Raw genomic sequence first — 15,704 nt, 5'->3', positions numbered from 1 at the left:
GTACAGTTCACGACAATACTGACAACATACAATATTCAAACTATGAAGAAACCAATATATAAGATACTCCCGCCGGTGGCACTGATGTTCCTTGCCGCTGTATTTCCGGGATGTAAGGGCGAAGGTAATAAGACCGTAGAGCAGAACGTTCCTTTAAAGGCTGACACGATAACCGGTGTTGTGAGGACCGTCAAGGTGAAGCCGTCCGATTTCAAGGTGCAGATGGTGAGCAACGGAAAAGTGGAGGCGACAAACATCGCCGAGCTTATGTTCAGAACCAACGGGATAATATCCCGTGTCTATGTGAAGAACGGACAGCACGTGCAGAAAGGGCAGGCTATAGCGTCACTGGACAAGTCTGACCTGCAGGGAGACATCGCAAAGAAAGAGATGGAATGCGAGATGTCCGAGTTCCAGCTTAAAGACATCCTTATCGGACAAGGCTATTCATATGAGGAGCAAGACAAGATTCCCGCCAAAATACTCAGGCTTGCCATGATAAAAAGCGGATACCTGAGAGACAGGAAGGAGCTTGAGGAACTCAAACAACATATGGAGCAGACCACGCTCCGCGCTCCGTTCGCCGGTCTGGTGGCAGACCTTGATGCCAAGCCACACAGCTCTGCCGGAACCGAGCCTGTTTGCCGTATTGTCGGTCAGAGCGGTATGGAAGTGAAGTTCCCGCTTGTCGAGAATGAGGTAAGACTTGTCAGAGTGGGCGATGCGGTAACCATCTTGACTTACGGTGACGGCGAGAAGCCTTTGGCAGGACGCATAAGAGCCATCAATCCCATTGTCGACAAAGACGGACTGATAACGGTGGAGGCGACAGTAGAGTCCGGTGCGAATCTGATTTCGGGAATGAGTGTGAGGGTGCTTGTCAATAAGACGGCTCCAGACCAGATTGTCGTGCCCAAGACTGCGGTGGTGCGCCGGTCTGAACGGGATGTCATCTTCACCGTAAACGACAATAAGGCGGAGTGGCATTATGTGAATATCGGACTGGAGAACATGACGGAATACACCATCACAGACGGATTGGAGCCGGGAATGGAGGTTATAATATCCGGTTCGCAGAACCTTGCGGACGGAAGTGCGGTAAAAGTACAAAACTGACGGGAGGAGACTGTGGTATGGATATGATAAAATTTCTGCTGAAGCGTCCTGTCGCTGTGTGCATGACCTTTTTCGCGTTCTGTCTGCCTCGGAGTGATAGCATATGCCAATCTGCCCGTATCACTGCTCCCGCACATACCTGTTCCTGAGATCAATGTCAAGGTGACGGCATCGGGCTCTTCAGCACAGGAGGTGGAGCAAAGCGCCATCGCTCCGATAAGAAGAGAACTGCTTACGGTGGGTGATGTCGAGAGCATATACAGCAAATCGTCCAACAATCATGGATTTGTAAATCTCAGATTCGCTTACAATACAGACATCGACATCGCGCTGGTAGAGATAAACGAGAAGATAGGCAAGGTGACGGAGAATCTTCCTGCCAACTTCGACAGACCGCAGATCGACAAGGTCAACAGTACGGATATTCCTGTAGAGTATGTCACACTCACCCTGAAGAGCGACCGGCCTTTCGAACCTACAAACACCGATGAGTTTGTCCGTATGAGTGAGTTGTGCGAGAAGGTCATCAGCCGGCGCATAGAACAGCTCCCCGAAGTAGCTATGGTCGATATCAGCGGACTCATGAGAAAGGAGATACAGATAACGCCCAAGAAGCGGAACCTTGAATTGACAGGCATCACAGGCACCGACATAAAGAACGCCGTGCAGGCAAGCAACGTCCGCCCGAGTGCCATGCGCATAAGAGACGGATATTTTGAGCGCACCATACACATAGAGAACTCTCTGATGTCTGTTGAGGATATAAGGAACGTGTCGGTGAAAAAGAACGGACGCATATACAGAATAGGTGACGTGTGTGATGTGAGTCTCGTGCCTCAGGAAGACATAGGCGTGGCATTGTCACAGGGAAAACGTTGTGTCAGCATGCGTGTCATAAAGAAGACCGACGCCAAGGTGAACCGGCTGAGAGAGGATTTGAGGAAGTCGCTGAAGGAGTTCTCCGTACAATATCCGGACATAGAGTTTCAGGAGAGCCGCGACCAGACAGCCTTGCTCAACTATTCCATCGTGACGCTGAAGGAGAATTTCATCTCGAGTCTTGTGCTTATGCTTATCGTGGCGTTTGTCTTTATGGGCGACTTCAAGACACCTGTAGTCACTGCTATCAGCATGACGGTGGCGCTCATCATCACCTTTCTTGCTTTCTTCGTGTTCGGAATGTCGCTCAACATCCTGAGTCTCTCGGGACTAATCCTTGTCGTGGGTATGATGATAGACAACATTCTGATAACGTCTGAAAACATCCTTATGCACGAGCAGGCAGGTGAAGGAATCATCGAGGCGTGCGCCAGAGGCACTGCGGAGATGATAACGCCTATGCTTAGCTCCACGCTCACAACCATCGTCGTGTTCATCCCTCTGGTCTTTCTGAGCGACATGGCAGGCGCGCTGTTTATCGATCAGTCGCTCGCTATAAGCATCGGTCTCCTCGTGGCTTATATCCTTGCTTTGTTCCTCATGCCTGTGCTCTTTATGCTGTTCGGCAAAATGGACAGGGCTTTGGAGTCAAGATACAAGAACCACGACAGGTTAAGCCGGCTGCTGACGCGGATGTTGGACCGCTTTTACGACAGAGGCATACGCTTCGTGTTCCGTCGCAGCAGATTGTCATTGTGCCTGGCGTTGCTCTCCATCCCCCTTTGCTTCCTGTTTTATGAGCTCATGCCCAAGGCGCGCATGCCGCATACGGAGAGCAGCGAGATGCTTGCCAAAATATCATGGGACACCAACCTGCCGCTGGAAGAGAATGTGCGGCGCACCAACGACATTGTAAAAGCCTTCACGCCGCACACCGACTATATCGCAGCATCGGTAGGCACGCAAGGCTATATGATGGAGACAAAGGACATCCTCTCCACTTATCAGACAGAGATATACATGAAGGCTTCCGGCTACAGACAGCTGGAGGAGTGTAAGGACTCGTTGGCTGGATATGTCAAGAGCCGCTATCCGGATGCCGCGCTCACCACCTCCGCCGCCGACAACATATTTGACAGAGTGTTCGACACGGGGCAGGCTCCAGTCATAGTGAAGCTTTATCCCGATGATGTGAACGGAGCGCAGTTCCGTGAGGAGGCTGCTGACATAGAGAGGAAGATTGGAAGATATGGCGGCAGGATGGAGACTGCGTCAAAGCAGAGAGAGATTGTCGTGTCGCTCAACAAACGCAACATCGACTATTACGGGCTCGACCGGCAGGATGTTGTCAATGCGCTCATGAGGGCGTTTAAGGGTACTGAGGTCTCGGAGATTTATTCTACAGACTACATTCCCGTCGTTCTGAAGGACAACGCACGTGACTGGAACACCCTGCTGAGCAGTCATTCGGTTGCCTCGAAAGACGGTAGGATGGAATTCCCGCTGTCTTCTCTTGTCAGCTACACCTACACAACAGGACTCACCAATCTGGAGGCTGACGGGAACGGAGTGATGTATCCCATCAAGCTGTGGAACCTTAAAGACGCCCGCTCTGTGGCAGGCGACATAAGGACTGATGTGCTGGACAGCATTCCAGAGCTGAAGTCAGCCATAGGAGGAGAGGTGGCGTCGGAGAACAAAATGACCTCCGGACTGATAGGTATATTCCTGTTGTCCCTGTTGCTTATGTACTTCATACTGTGCGCGCAGTTCGAGAGCTTCACGCAGCCGCTCATTGTCCTTGCCGAAATACCTGTGGACATAGCCTTTGCAATGCTCGTCCTGATGTGTTGCGGATATTCGCTGAACATCATGTCGGGCATAGGCTTGATAGCGTCCTGCGGAATCGTCATCAACGACAGCATCTTGAAGCTTGACGCCATCAATGTGCTTGTCAAAAAAGGAATGAAGCCGCAGGAGGCGATACACAAGGCGGGAAAAATGAGGATACGCCCCATCATCATGACATCTCTTACCACTGTCATCGGCATGGTGCCTTTCTTCTTCACCAACGACCTCGGTTCCGAGCTGCAGCAGTCGCTCGCGCTCGCCATGATAGCGGCTCTTTGCATTGGCGTCCCTGTGAGTCTGTTCCTGATACCGCTGATATATGATAAGTTTATTCTGGAAAGAAAGCATCGTTACTCCGTCGTTCCGGCAGACACAGGTGTGATAAAGGAGATGTGAATATGGCACATACCACACGCAAAATATCGTCGTTCTCAATATTGGTCCTGTTCGTGTGCTTGTCATTGATAGGAGTGGGACTGGCGTATTATGTGCCGTTCCAAAGCTCTGCCACATCAGAGCTGCCGCGCATCACGGTGTCGTTCAATACAAGAAACCAGCTCTCTCCAAGTATCGTAGAGAATGAGATTACCAACAGACTTGAGCAGGTGTTGTGCCGTATAGAGGGACTGAGCCGCATCACGTCGTCCTCTACCGAACGCTCGGGCAAGATAAACCTGACGATGTTTCCGGGCACAGACATGAAGAGGGCGCGCTTTCTTGTGATGACAAATATAAATAAGGTGTGGAAGCGCATCTCCGATCTGGCTTATTATCCTGACGTTAGCGTGTCGACAACGGGCGGAAGAAGCGGCACCGAGTTTATGAGCTACTCTCTCAGAGGCAACACTTCCGTGTCAGTGTTGTCGGCGTATGTGGAGGAGAAGGTGAAGCCTGCGCTGAGCCGTGTTAAGGGTGTTGACGAAGTGAGGTTTGAAGGCAGACGGCAGGACGGGTTCATCCTGAAGTACGACCAAAGGGTTCTTGACAACCTGCATGTGGACTTTTCGTCGGTCATACGTGCCATACAGGAATGCGGCACGGCTTCCAGCCTTGGTCTTCTTCCCTATGAGGATGAGGAAGGCAATGAGGTTATGATGCGGTTCCGGTTGCAGAACGATGACGACCCGCTCGACTTTCTCTCGCTCTATGTCACGTCTGACGACGGCGTCAGGATTCCTTTGTCGTCCATCGTCACCATTGTCCCCGACAGCGGCAACGAGGACAGCAGCGTGCGCATAAACGGACAGAACACCGTGTTTGTCTATATTGTGGCGAAGCCTGACGCCAATCAGATTGTGGTGAGCCGTCACATAAGGGATGCCGTGGACATGTTGAAGGCAGAGTTGCCGCCGGGTTATGAGCTGTCTTCCGAGAGCGACATGTCAGAGAAACTGAAGGCTGAGGCTTTCAACATCGGTTTCCGTCTGATACTCACCGTCATCATCCTTCTGGCTTTCATGTTCCTGTCTATAAGAAATGTGAGGCTCGTGGCAGACACCATGCTCAGCCTGCTTGTCGCCATGCTCGTAGCCCTTATAGGATATTTCGTGTTCAAGGTGGAGGTAAACATGTATGCGCTTGCCGCAATCACCATCTCGTCAAACCTGATGATAGACAACATAATCGTGATGTCAAACCAGGTGCTCTACCGCAAGAACATCAATGCCTTCATGCCCATGCTTGCCGCCACGCTGACCACCGTCAGCGCGCTTTCTCTTGTGTTCTTCGTAGGCGACAGACAGAAGGTCACTTTAAGGGAATTTTCAGAGGTTCTCATCATCAATCTGTTCGCATCGCTGTTCGTCGCCACCTTCTTTGTGCCGGCATTGCTGGAGCAGACAGGACTGAGCACATACCGCAGCAGGCGCATCACACCGCGCAAACTCATGCTGCTCAGGCTGTTCAACCGCTGTTATGAAAGGCTGATAATATTCTTGAGGAGGCATCGCAAGCTGTTGTGCGTGCTGCTCGTGCTGTCGTTCGGACTGCCTGTGTTCCTCCTGCCGGTCAGCATCATAAAGGAGGGCAAGTGGGTGAGGCTGTACAACAAGACGCTTGGCAGCGATACATACATTGAGTACATCAAGCCTTGGGTGGACAAGTACATAGGCGGTTCGCTCTACAGATTCTGCTCATACAACGACAAGATGGAGGATGAGGAGTTTTCCTACGACCCTGACAGACCTGTCCTTATTATCGGAGCCAAACTGCCTTCCGGTGCAAAAAGCGAGATGCTCGACATCCCGATAAAGCGTATGGAGCATTGTCTGGCGTCACAGTCTGGCATCAGACAGTTCAATACCCATGTCAACGGTACCGACAATGCGTTCATCGAGGTGTTCTTCAGCGAGAAGGCATGCAATGAGGGAGCTCCCGTTACGGTGCGCGGCAGGGTGATACAGGAGGCGTTGTCAATCAGCGGACTTACCTGGCGTGTCACAGGTCCCGGCAATATGATGTTCTCCAACACTCCGGTCATGGAGGCAGGGAGATACGCCGTCACGATGAACGGCTACAACTATGACCGGCTGCGGAGATATGCCGCCCAGTTCAGAGACTCGCTCGAGTCGGTCATGAGAGTGAGAAACGTCACCATATCGTCACGCGAGCTCGTCACACTTCCCGACTACAAGGAACTCACTTTCGACATATCTGAGAGGAGTCTCAGCCGCTACGGAGTCACCATGGCAGACGTCATAGGCGAGCTGTCGCGTCAGTATGGCAACGCAAGTTCCGTAAGAATATCACGCAACGGAGCGGTGAAGATGCTCCTGCCACAGTCGTACGCGAGAAACGAAAACGACATCTGGGCTCTGACGAACACGCCTCTTGTCATCAACGGAAAGGAGGTGAAGCTGTCAGAGATAGGCACTTTTGAGATGCATGTCGCTCCGATGAGCATCGAGAGGGAAAACAGGCAGTATGTCCTTCTGGTGCAGTGCGACTATAAGGGCGACATGGGAAGGGCTAACGATGTGATGGAGAGCAAGGTTGAGAATTTCAGCAAGCTTCTTCCGTTGGGCTATACCATAAGGTACGGGATGTTTTTCAACCGTAGCGAACGCACCAAAACAACGGCTCTGGTGCTGCTTGTCATAATAGGCATAATATACGTCACCACCTGTGTGCTGCTCAATTCTTTCAGGCAGCCGTTCGCCATAATAATGGTCATACCCGTCGCCTTTATAGGTCTGTTCCTCGCTTTCAGCTGGTTGAGGGCGCCGTTCGGTCAGGGCGGCATGGCGTCCATGGTGCTGTTGTGCGGTCTTACTGTCAACGCAAACATTTATCTTACATACGAATATAACGAGGTGAGAAGGAAATACCCGCGTCTGTCTGAGGCTGCCGCTTTCGTCAAGGCGTGGAACCGGAAGATAGGTCCGGTTTTCCTCACAGTCCTCTCCACCATATTGGGCTTCCTGCCTTTCGTGATTGAGAACAGCTCGGACAATTTCTGGTACGGGCTGGCTGTCGGCACCATGTCGGGACTCGCATTCACCATGGTGGGCATATTCATCTTTTTACCTGTATTCCTGATTAAATTAAAGAAGCGATGAAAGTATTGTTTTACAGAATTGTTTTACCCTTCAGGGCGTTCTTCTCAAAAGCCGGTATGGCTTTTCTGATGTTCTTGCTCGGCGCGCAGGTCAGCGTGGCGAGGAAGTTGCTGTCAATCAACGATGCCATATCGTTGGGTCAGCAGAACTCTCTGAACGCCATGATTGCACGTCTCAATTTCATGAGCGACTATTGGAGCTATAAGTCCTTCAGGGCGCAGCTGCTTCCTGCGGTAAATCTCAGGGGCAACCTGTTGCAGTTCAACCACAGCATGGTGGAGGTGAGAAACTATGAGAACGGCGAGATTTCACTGCGGCAGGACAACTCCATGAGCAACAGTCTGTCGCTTTCGGTAGACCAGAACGTGGTGCCTCTTGGCGGAACGCTGTCGGTGCAGTCTTATCTCTACAGGCTCGACCAGTTCAATTATGGTTACAGGACATACGACTCGCAGCCGCTTCGCATTGTCTATTCGCAGCCGTTGAGGGCTTTCAATTCGCTGAAATGGCAGAAGAAGACCGAACCGATGAGATATGAGCTTGCCAAACGCGAATATCTGGAGAATATGGAGACGGTGACGGAAAATGTGGTGTCGCTTTTCTTCAGCGTGCTCTCCTCGCAGTCGGCATATGAGCAGAGCGAGCGCAAGTTGCAGGACCGGCGGCAGCTGTATGAGATGTCGGAGAAGCGTTTCGAGATAGGCTCGGTCACCAAGAACGACCTCCTGCAGCTGCAACTGTCGGTGCTCAACGCGGAGGTGGAGCTTAACGAGAGGAAGGTGGAGCTTAACGACGACAGGTTCAGGCTGTTCTCGTTCCTCCGCATATTGAGCTATGACGACATTGAACTGATGGTGCCGTCGGACGTACCGCAGATTGAGGTCAATGCGGAGACTGTGGTACAGAAGGCGTTGGAGAACTCCAAGCATGTCCTCTCGCAGCAGTTGAGCATATTGGATTCGGAGAAAAACCTGAAGGAAGCCAAGGCGGCGAAGGGCTTGCAGGTGCAGCTTAACGGCGAGGTGGGCTTCAGCAAGGTAGCCAACCACTTCTCCGACGCTTTCCGCAACATGCAGAACAGCGAGATAGTGGGTGTGACTTTCTCTCTGCCGCTTTTCGACTGGGGAGTGAGCAAAGGACGTGTGAGGATGGCAAAAGCCAATCTGGAGTCGGTGAGGACACAGATGGAGCAGGAGCGTGAGAAGTATATTCAGGACATAAGGACACTGGCTCTCAAGTTCAACATGCAGTACTCGCAGTGTTCAAACACCATGCGGGCGATGAGCATTGCCGAGGAGAGGTATGAGATAACAAAGAAACGTTTTGAGGAGGGAGGACTCACCGTTACCGAACTCAATACCGCCCAGCAGGATCTTGAGTCGTCGCGCTCGCAGTATATCGCGCAGCTTCAGTCTTTCTGGAGTTCTTATTACTCTCTGCGCCGCATCACTTTGTATGACTGGATACGCAATTCTGACATAGCAGCCGATTTCGACCGTATCATCGACTCTGAATGACGACGCGGGCTGGAGTCATCTTTTGTCCTTGAAGAAGTCCTGCATCAGCCTGCGGCATTCGTCTTCGAGCACGCCTGCCGTGACCGTTGTCCTTGTGTGGAGAGCGGAGGGTGCGTACTGCGTATAGCCGCGCTTGTCGTCAGGTGCGCCGTATACCACCCGCGACACCTGCGACCATCCCAGCGCTCCGGCACACATTGTGCACGGCTCCACGGTGACATACAGTGTGCAGTCTTTCAGATATTTGCCTCCGAGCGAGTCGGCGGCGGCGGTTATCGCCTGCATCTCGGCGTGGGCGGTGACGTCGTGCAGCGTCTCGGTGAGGTTGTGCGCGCGTGCTATTATCCTGTCCCCGCACACCACAACGGCTCCCACCGGAATCTCTCTGGCTTCTTGTGCGGCGTGTGCCTCTGCCAGTGCCATGCGCATGTATTTCTCGTCTTTAGTCTGCCGGTTGTCCTTTTCCATTGCTGTGCGTTTGTCTTTTTCTGTGGCTTTTTTATGTAGTTGTCATGATATGCTTGGCATTCCCTCCCTCAGCCTTTCTGTTTTTCTTGTGCGTCAGGCTTTGCGTCAGTCGTCAGAGCCGGTCCATTCGGAGCGTTCGCGGCGCGATATGCCGAACTTTATGTTGCCCACAGTACCCTTCAGATTGCAGTGTCGGCAGAACGGCATAGGCTTGCATATGAAGTCGAGTATGCTGTCGAAACTCTCCACGCTGTGTATGTCGATGTAGTCGTGCGGCGTCACTTCGAGCCTTGTTCCGAATCTCCGGTTGAAATACTTCACGTATGGTATGAGCGAGCATGTATACAGTCTGCCATGGTCGAGGGCTATGCAGCGGTTGGCGCGCGCGCAGCGCAGGAAACTGTCGGTGGCGTTCTGGCGTCCTTCAACGTCGAGCGGCACACACACCATTGTCTTCTCCACCACCTCGGTGTTGCCGTAGAAGGAGAACCTCACGCCCTGAGCCCTCACGTGTGCAGCCATGGCGTGATAGTCGAACTTTATGGGATATTTCGTCACTATGATTTGCACGTCGTTGCGGCGGCAGCATTCCCAGAAACGCTCGTCCTCTTTTGGCAGCAGCAGACCGTTGCTCACGAGGTTTATCGGAGTGTGCGGGAAACAGCTGCGGGCGATGTCCATGAACCGCGTCACCTGCGGATGGAGCAGCGGTTCGCCGCCGAGCAGCTGTATCTCCTTTATGCGGTTGCGCGTGCCCATGAGCTGTGCCATGCGCCGGCAGTCGGCTTCAAACGCTTCTGTTTCGGTGAATGTGTCCGGCGCAAGGGGTGAGAAGTTGTCGCATCCCCGGCAGTTGAGGTTGCAGTGGTCGGTAAGATGGAAGTGGAGTATCGGTATCATGTCCCTGCGCCTCATGTTCTTGCGTGTCCACTTTGCCATGAGAGGAAGCAGTTCGCGCCGCATGAGCACCAGTCTGTAGGGCACCATTCTTTTTAAAGCATTCGCTATGTTCATCCTTTGTCTTTCTTTCAAGGTTTGCTGTTTACGGTCTGTTCAGACAGGGGGTGTTGCCGTAAGTAGTGTCATGCGCATGCCTGCGGGTTGGCGGCACACGCGAATGAGTGATGCAAAGTTATACATTCCCCGCAACATACGCAAACGGATTGATGCAAAACAGACGTTTCCCGGACATGTCCTTCCGGCACTGAACGCGCTCTGCAAGGCTCTGCCGCCCGACCGCCCAAACCGCTTTCCCATTCTGTTTACCGCTTTTCGTCTATGATTTTTAGGTTTGTTCCGTGTTGAGATTGACGGCTGTATAATGTTAAATTTTCAGTTAAAAACCATTTCAGTAATCTTATTCCGCATTTCCTTCTTCTGTGTGCCGGAGCGCGCATATTGCTCTTCCTTGCGGTTGTCCGGTGCTTGTTTCTGCGGAGTTTTTTCGTCGTGATGATGCGGAAGAGGCTCTTCCGTATGTCGGAACGGTGTCTTCCGTGTGCCGGAAAAGCCTGTTCTGCATGATGAAAGAGGCTTTATCGCATCGCAGGAAAGCCCGTTCCGCATGGCTGCATGGCGTGTGTCGTGGTGATGTCTGGCTGTATCAGGCTCGCTGTCAGAGTGTTAACTCTTCTTGCTGAAAACTGCGTTTTTCTGCGCTTTTGTCGAGTCTTTCACGAGAAACGGACGTATGCGCGGTTGCATTTTAACATTATTGCCCCCATGCTTCACATATCTCGCACAACCGCTTCGGGCATGGAGTGACGGCATATCGCATCGTCCGTGTCCGGACACGGTGGATTATGTATGATATATTAATTTTAATTAACATATAGGGTCTTGACATGAGGCATTTTATTTAATAACTTGCGCCACATAAAAAACAGTGTCCATGATTATCACACATTCCTTTTGGCAGTCAGTACAGTCTTTTACGGAGGACGGATTCGGATGGATTCATGCCGGACACGACATCTTGCCGTGCGTCCGCGAGTGTATGCGCCTTACGGGATGCGGCACGGATGGCATCGTGCGGACGGTGTGACGCCGGAGGAAGTGTGGCGGTATGAATGGGCGCGTTTGTAAGTATGGGACGGATAAACGACATATTGAATCTTTGATAGGCTATGTTTTCTGACATTAAGGATGAAAAAGAGAGAAACGTAGGGATACGTTATTTGAAAATCAGAGCATTTGACAGCTTTTATACGTGTGTACCAAAAACAGAGAGAGAGACTGTTTGAGGAAGATTGTTTCAGGATGATTCTACGGTCCGGTATGGCTTTCCTGCACATGCCGGACTCTTCTTTTACGGATATCATACGGAGTGTCTGCGGAAGCGTGACAGGCGGCGTGCGTGACGTGAGGGTCACCGCCTGCGGCGAGTCTCTCGCCAGACAGCCGGCTCGGCATGTCCCTTCCTCATTGTTTTCACGTTGTCGAGGCAGTATGACATGGCGTCGGATGATAAAATAAACGGTGAATAATTTTGCGTTTCATCCTTTTTGCTGTATTTTTGTGATGGCTAAACACCTGCACATGGCAAGACACAACGATATGGGAAAGTGGGGCGAGAACGTGGCGGCGGACTATCTCCGGCGCAACGGGTATGTCATACGCGAACGCGACTGGAGGTCGGGCAAGCGCGACATTGACATCATCGCCGTCACTCCCGACGGCATTACGGTGGTGTTTGTCGAGGTGAAGACGCGCCTGCCCGACAGTGTCATATCGCCCGAGGAGGCAGTAGACAAGGCGAAGATAAGAAACCTGTGTGTGGCTGCCGACAACTATGTGAAGATGCACGAGGTGGATGAGGAACTGCGCTTCGACATCATCACGGTGACAGGCACACAGGGGGGCGAGCCGCACATAGAACATATGGAGGATGCGTTCAACCCGCTTCTGATAATATGAAAAAGATGAATGTACACACGATAAGGCTTGATGAGGTGGACTCCACCAACACTTATCTGCGCCGGATGGAGAATTTGCCGGACGCGGACATTGTGGTCGTGACGGCTGGACACCAGACTGCCGGACGCGGCATGGGCTCCAACAGGTGGGAGAGCGAGGACGGACGCAATCTGCTGTTCTCCATGCTGGTGAGACCGGAGGGTGTTCCGGCGGCGCGTCAGTTCGCGTTGTCCATGGCTGAGGCGCTTGCCGTGAAGGACGCTCTCGACCCTATTGCCGGAGAAGTGACGCTGAAATGGCCCAACGATGTGTATTGGCACGACCGCAAGATAAGCGGCACTCTCATAGAGACCGCGATAAGCGGCAGACTCGTGAAGGACTGCATATTCGGTACGGGCATCAATGTCAACCAGCGGGTGTTCCGAAGCGATGCGCCCAATCCGGTGTCGCTGCGCCAGATAACGGGGCGCGACACCGACATGAACGTTGTGCTCGACAGTGTGCTGGAGGCGTTTGAGGGATATTATGCCATGGTGCTCGACGGTGAATACGACAGGGTGGGCAGGCTTTATCATGATGCCCTCTACCGCCGCACGGGCATGCACGCCTACTCCGACTCCGACGGTCGTTTCATGGCTTCTGTCGTGAGGGTGGGGCACGACGGCAGACTTGTGCTGCGTGATGACGCAGGGCGCGAGCGTGTATATGCTTTTAAGGAAGTGAGTTACATTATTTGAATGATATATGGCAAAGTACAAGAGAATTCTACTGAAGCTCAGCGGCGAGAGCCTGATGGGTAGCCAGCATTTCGGAATCGACCCTGTGAGGCTCGACGAGTATGCAAGGCAGATAAAGGAGGTGCACGAGATGGGGGTGCAGATCGGTATCGTGATAGGCGGAGGAAACATCTTCAGGGGGCTCAGCGGGGCATCCAAAGGCTTCGACCGTGTGAAAGGCGACCAGATGGGAATGTGTGCCACGGTAATCAACTCGCTCGCCTTGAGTTCCGCTCTCGGCGCGAATGGCGTGAAGACAAAGGTCATGACAGCCATTCGCATGGAACCTATAGGTGAGTTCTACACAAAGTGGAAGGCAATAGAGGCGATGGAGGCGGGCTATGTGTGCATCTTCTCGGCGGGCACGGGCTCTCCTTATTTCACTACGGACACGGGCTCGTCGCTACGCGGCATAGAGATTGAGGCGGATGTGATGCTTAAGGGTACGCGCGTCGACGGCATCTATACAGCCGACCCGGAGAAGGACCCGGAGGCTGTGAAGTTCAGTGACATAACATACGACGAGATTTACACGCGCGGACTGAAGGTTATGGATCTCACGGCTACAACGATGTGCAAGGAGAACAATCTGCCGATATACGTGTTCAACATGGATAAGTTCGGCAACCTTAAACGTGTTATGGACGGTGAGGACATAGGCACTTACGTTCACAACTGACGTGCTTCCCGGCAAGCCGCGGCATGCTCTGAGTGCCACGGCTATCATCTGTCGGGTATATGATACGGAGATGCCGGCATGGGCTTTGACTCATGCCGGCATCTCCGTATGTCCTTTATATATGCGCTGTCGGTTTGCCTGTTTGCCTGTGTCTTGGCTCAGGCGCATTCCGGCTGTCATGGATTCCCGGTGTGGTGTCACACTTCCGTGAAGTCCACATATTCGCCCTCGTCCTTCGGTATCTTCTTTTTCTTCATCTGTCCGGAGTATCGCGTCTTTATGCTTTCCTCTCTTGAGGCGTCCCGGCGGTGCGTCGTGCGGCGGTTTCTTGTGTCGTTGAATCCGAACTTATGCATCGTTTCGCGTATGTCGCGGTATACTCTGAACAGGGTGGCACCCAATAATATCGCGATGACAAGGATGAATAGGATGATTATTTTAAGTAAAGTGAACATGTTCCCGTTATTGTTTTTATGTCAGTTGTTCTTGCTGCCGTCAGTCTTTGCAGACTGTGTGAACAGCGATATGATGACATACAGAGGTATGATAAGGCAGAAGCTGCCGATGAATCCTGACCATGCGATGATGGCTACGCACAGTGCCATGAATATGTATTTTATCTCGTTGCCTTTCCATCCCCACTGCTTGAACTTGAGGGCGAACATCGGCAGCTCGGCTACAAGCAGCCAGCAGCACAGCGCGACGAGCATTATGAGCACGCATGACATCCACGGCGAGCTTTCCAGCCATCTGCTTTGGGTGGCGATGAGCGAGCCCCAGAACAGGGCGTTTGCCGGTGTCGGCATGCCGATGAACGATGTTGTCTGGCGTTCGTCGAGGTTGAATTTCGCAAGACGGAGTGCTGAGAACGCTGCCATTATGAATGCCATGAAAGGCAGGACGGCGCGTGCCGGTTCGAGAAACGGGGGATAGTCCATCACGCAAAGCTGCGAAAAGACTATCGCCGAGGGCGCGAAGCCGAACGTGATGTCATCGGCAAGCGAGTCAAGTTCCTTACCGATGGGTGACGATACATGGAGAATGCGTGCGCTCATACCGTCGAAGAAGTCGAAAGCGGCGCCTGTTATAATCCACAAAAGAGCCATTCTTGCGTCGAACGCAAAGGCATATCCCGTAGCGATGCAGCCCGATATAAGGTTGCAGCAGGTGATTGCGTTAGGTATGTTTCTTATTATCGGATTTGACATTTCATGTCTTTTATGAAACGATGGTCTTATTTCAGCTTCGCTATTATTGTCTGGTCGCCGGTCGTGCTCTGTCCCATCTTCACGCAGACCTCGCTTCCCAACGGAAGATATACGTCCACTCTCGACCCGAACTTTATGAATCCCAGATGCTCGTCGATGTAGCATTCCTCGCCCTCTTTGGCGTAGGTGACAATCCGGCGTGCCATTGCGCCTGCTATCTGACGGCACAGTATGTCCTTGCCGTCGGGCGTTGTGATGATTATGTCGGCGTGTTCGTTTTCCTCGCTTGCCTTCGGAAGCCATGCCTTGTGGTAGTTTCCATTCTGATGGTGTACATGTTTCACATGCCCGTCAACGGGAAACCAGTTGGCGTGAACGTTGAAAAGACTCATGAAGATGCTTATCATGATGCGCTTTTCATGAAAATACTGGTCTTCATCCACTTCTTCTATGACTACGATACGGCCGTCGGCAGGTGCCACAACGATGTTTTCGGTATCTTCCTGGGGAAAGTATCTGATGGGACAACGGAAGAAATTGACAACCACACCGTACAGAGCCACTGCCACGGCTACGAAGAACCAGAACGGTATCTTGTTGTCAAGACCGCGCCACAACAGCAGTGCTATGGCGGCGAGAATGATGAATCCGTATAGAAGAGTGTCCGTGCCTTCACGGTGCAGACGTATTTTTTTCAGTCTTTTAATCCTTTTTATCATAACTGTTGATGTACATCT

General features: G+C 52.2%; 13 protein-coding genes. 8 read left to right on the top strand and 5 right to left on the bottom strand.

The window, feature by feature from the left end:
- Positions 1 to 42: 42 nt before the first annotated feature.
- The 4 genes from BN4609_RS13565 (at position 43) to BN4609_RS13550 (ending at position 8,920) form a co-directional block, all read left to right on the top strand.
- Positions 43 to 1,116: an efflux RND transporter periplasmic adaptor subunit gene (locus BN4609_RS13565; RefSeq protein ID WP_068857290.1), complete on the top strand. Its 1,074-nt coding sequence runs from the start codon at positions 43 to 45 to the stop codon at positions 1,114 to 1,116.
- 93 nt (positions 1,117 to 1,209) lie between these two features.
- Positions 1,210 to 4,242 carry an efflux RND transporter permease subunit gene (locus BN4609_RS13560; RefSeq protein WP_084791651.1) on the top strand — a complete coding sequence of 1,011 codons (3,033 nt, stop codon included), beginning with the start codon at positions 1,210 to 1,212 and terminating at the stop codon, positions 4,240 to 4,242.
- Between the two features lie 2 nt (positions 4,243 to 4,244).
- Positions 4,245 to 7,403, top strand: coding sequence for an efflux RND transporter permease subunit (locus BN4609_RS13555; RefSeq protein ID WP_068857144.1), 3,159 nt, complete (start codon positions 4,245 to 4,247; stop codon positions 7,401 to 7,403).
- Positions 7,400 to 8,920, top strand: coding sequence for a TolC family protein (locus BN4609_RS13550; protein WP_084791649.1), 1,521 nt, complete (start codon positions 7,400 to 7,402; stop codon positions 8,918 to 8,920). Before BN4609_RS13555 ends, BN4609_RS13550 begins: the two co-directional genes overlap by 4 nt.
- A gap of 15 nt (positions 8,921 to 8,935) precedes the next feature.
- Here BN4609_RS13550 and BN4609_RS13545 read toward each other — a convergent pair whose 3' ends face one another.
- Entirely contained in the window at positions 8,936 to 9,388 is a 453-nt protein-coding gene (locus BN4609_RS13545) for a nucleoside deaminase (RefSeq protein ID WP_068857143.1), read from the bottom strand.
- 105 nt (positions 9,389 to 9,493) lie between these two features.
- Entirely contained in the window at positions 9,494 to 10,402 is a 909-nt protein-coding gene (locus BN4609_RS13540) for a radical SAM protein (RefSeq protein WP_084791647.1), read from the bottom strand.
- Between the two features lie 877 nt (positions 10,403 to 11,279).
- Here BN4609_RS13540 and BN4609_RS16655 point away from each other — a divergent pair.
- The 4 genes from BN4609_RS16655 to pyrH all read left to right on the top strand — a co-directional run bounded on the left by BN4609_RS16655 (position 11,280) and on the right by pyrH (position 13,759).
- Positions 11,280 to 11,432 carry a hypothetical protein gene (locus BN4609_RS16655; RefSeq protein ID WP_164071697.1) on the top strand — a complete coding sequence of 51 codons (153 nt, stop codon included), beginning with the start codon at positions 11,280 to 11,282 and terminating at the stop codon, positions 11,430 to 11,432.
- A gap of 494 nt (positions 11,433 to 11,926) precedes the next feature.
- Positions 11,927 to 12,304 carry a YraN family protein gene (locus BN4609_RS13530; RefSeq protein WP_068857140.1) on the top strand — a complete coding sequence of 126 codons (378 nt, stop codon included), beginning with the start codon at positions 11,927 to 11,929 and terminating at the stop codon, positions 12,302 to 12,304.
- A complete protein-coding gene (locus BN4609_RS13525) occupies positions 12,301 to 13,041 on the top strand; it encodes a biotin--[acetyl-CoA-carboxylase] ligase (protein ID WP_241033269.1) in 741 nt (246 codons plus the stop codon). The genes BN4609_RS13530 and BN4609_RS13525 overlap by 4 nt, the downstream gene beginning before the upstream one ends.
- 7 nt (positions 13,042 to 13,048) lie before the next feature.
- A complete protein-coding gene (gene pyrH / locus BN4609_RS13520) occupies positions 13,049 to 13,759 on the top strand; it encodes a UMP kinase (protein ID WP_021993272.1) in 711 nt (236 codons plus the stop codon).
- Positions 13,760 to 13,956: 197 nt separating this feature from the next.
- On the opposite strand, the gene BN4609_RS13515 is transcribed toward pyrH, so the two are convergent.
- Genes BN4609_RS13515 through BN4609_RS13505 form a run of 3 tightly spaced genes read right to left on the bottom strand, consistent with a single transcriptional unit; the run spans position 13,957 to position 15,686 of the window.
- On the bottom strand, positions 13,957 to 14,214 hold the full coding sequence (locus BN4609_RS13515; RefSeq protein WP_021993271.1) for a DUF4834 family protein: 258 nt from the start codon (positions 14,212 to 14,214) through the stop codon (positions 13,957 to 13,959).
- Between the two features lie 21 nt (positions 14,215 to 14,235).
- Entirely contained in the window at positions 14,236 to 14,967 is a 732-nt protein-coding gene (locus BN4609_RS13510) for a CDP-alcohol phosphatidyltransferase family protein (RefSeq protein WP_068857138.1), read from the bottom strand.
- 26 nt (positions 14,968 to 14,993) lie between these two features.
- Positions 14,994 to 15,686 (bottom strand): phosphatidylserine decarboxylase family protein, encoded by a 693-nt coding sequence (locus BN4609_RS13505; protein ID WP_021993269.1) that lies wholly within the window; start codon positions 15,684 to 15,686, stop codon positions 14,994 to 14,996.
- Positions 15,687 to 15,704: the final 18 nt, after the last annotated feature.

The organism is Leyella lascolaii (assembly GCF_900079775.1).
In the GTDB taxonomy this organism is placed as follows: Bacteria; Bacteroidota; Bacteroidia; order Bacteroidales; family Bacteroidaceae; genus Prevotella; species Prevotella lascolaii.
Note: the sequence above shows the minus strand (reverse complement) of the source record. Positions and strands in the feature narration are given on the sequence as shown.

Bases quoted from the DNA above. Each gene is read 5' to 3' on its own strand.
- BN4609_RS13565 (WP_068857290.1), top strand. From the start codon at position 43: ATGAAGAAACCAATATATAAGATACTCCCGCCGGTGGCACTGATGTTC.
- BN4609_RS13555 (WP_068857144.1), top strand. From the start codon at position 4,245: ATGGCACATACCACACGCAAAATATCGTCGTTCTCAATATTGGTCCTG.
- BN4609_RS13550 (WP_084791649.1), top strand. From the start codon at position 7,400: ATGAAAGTATTGTTTTACAGAATTGTTTTACCCTTCAGGGCGTTCTTC.
- BN4609_RS13545 (WP_068857143.1), bottom strand. From the start codon at position 9,388: ATGGAAAAGGACAACCGGCAGACTAAAGACGAGAAATACATGCGCATG.
- BN4609_RS13540 (WP_084791647.1), bottom strand. From the start codon at position 10,402: ATGAACATAGCGAATGCTTTAAAAAGAATGGTGCCCTACAGACTGGTG.
- BN4609_RS16655 (WP_164071697.1), top strand. From the start codon at position 11,280: ATGATTATCACACATTCCTTTTGGCAGTCAGTACAGTCTTTTACGGAG.
- BN4609_RS13530 (WP_068857140.1), top strand. From the start codon at position 11,927: ATGGCAAGACACAACGATATGGGAAAGTGGGGCGAGAACGTGGCGGCG.
- BN4609_RS13525 (WP_241033269.1), top strand. From the start codon at position 12,301: ATGAAAAAGATGAATGTACACACGATAAGGCTTGATGAGGTGGACTCC.
- pyrH (WP_021993272.1), top strand. From the start codon at position 13,049: ATGGCAAAGTACAAGAGAATTCTACTGAAGCTCAGCGGCGAGAGCCTG.
- BN4609_RS13515 (WP_021993271.1), bottom strand. From the start codon at position 14,214: ATGTTCACTTTACTTAAAATAATCATCCTATTCATCCTTGTCATCGCG.
- BN4609_RS13510 (WP_068857138.1), bottom strand. From the start codon at position 14,967: ATGTCAAATCCGATAATAAGAAACATACCTAACGCAATCACCTGCTGC.
- BN4609_RS13505 (WP_021993269.1), bottom strand. From the start codon at position 15,686: ATGATAAAAAGGATTAAAAGACTGAAAAAAATACGTCTGCACCGTGAA.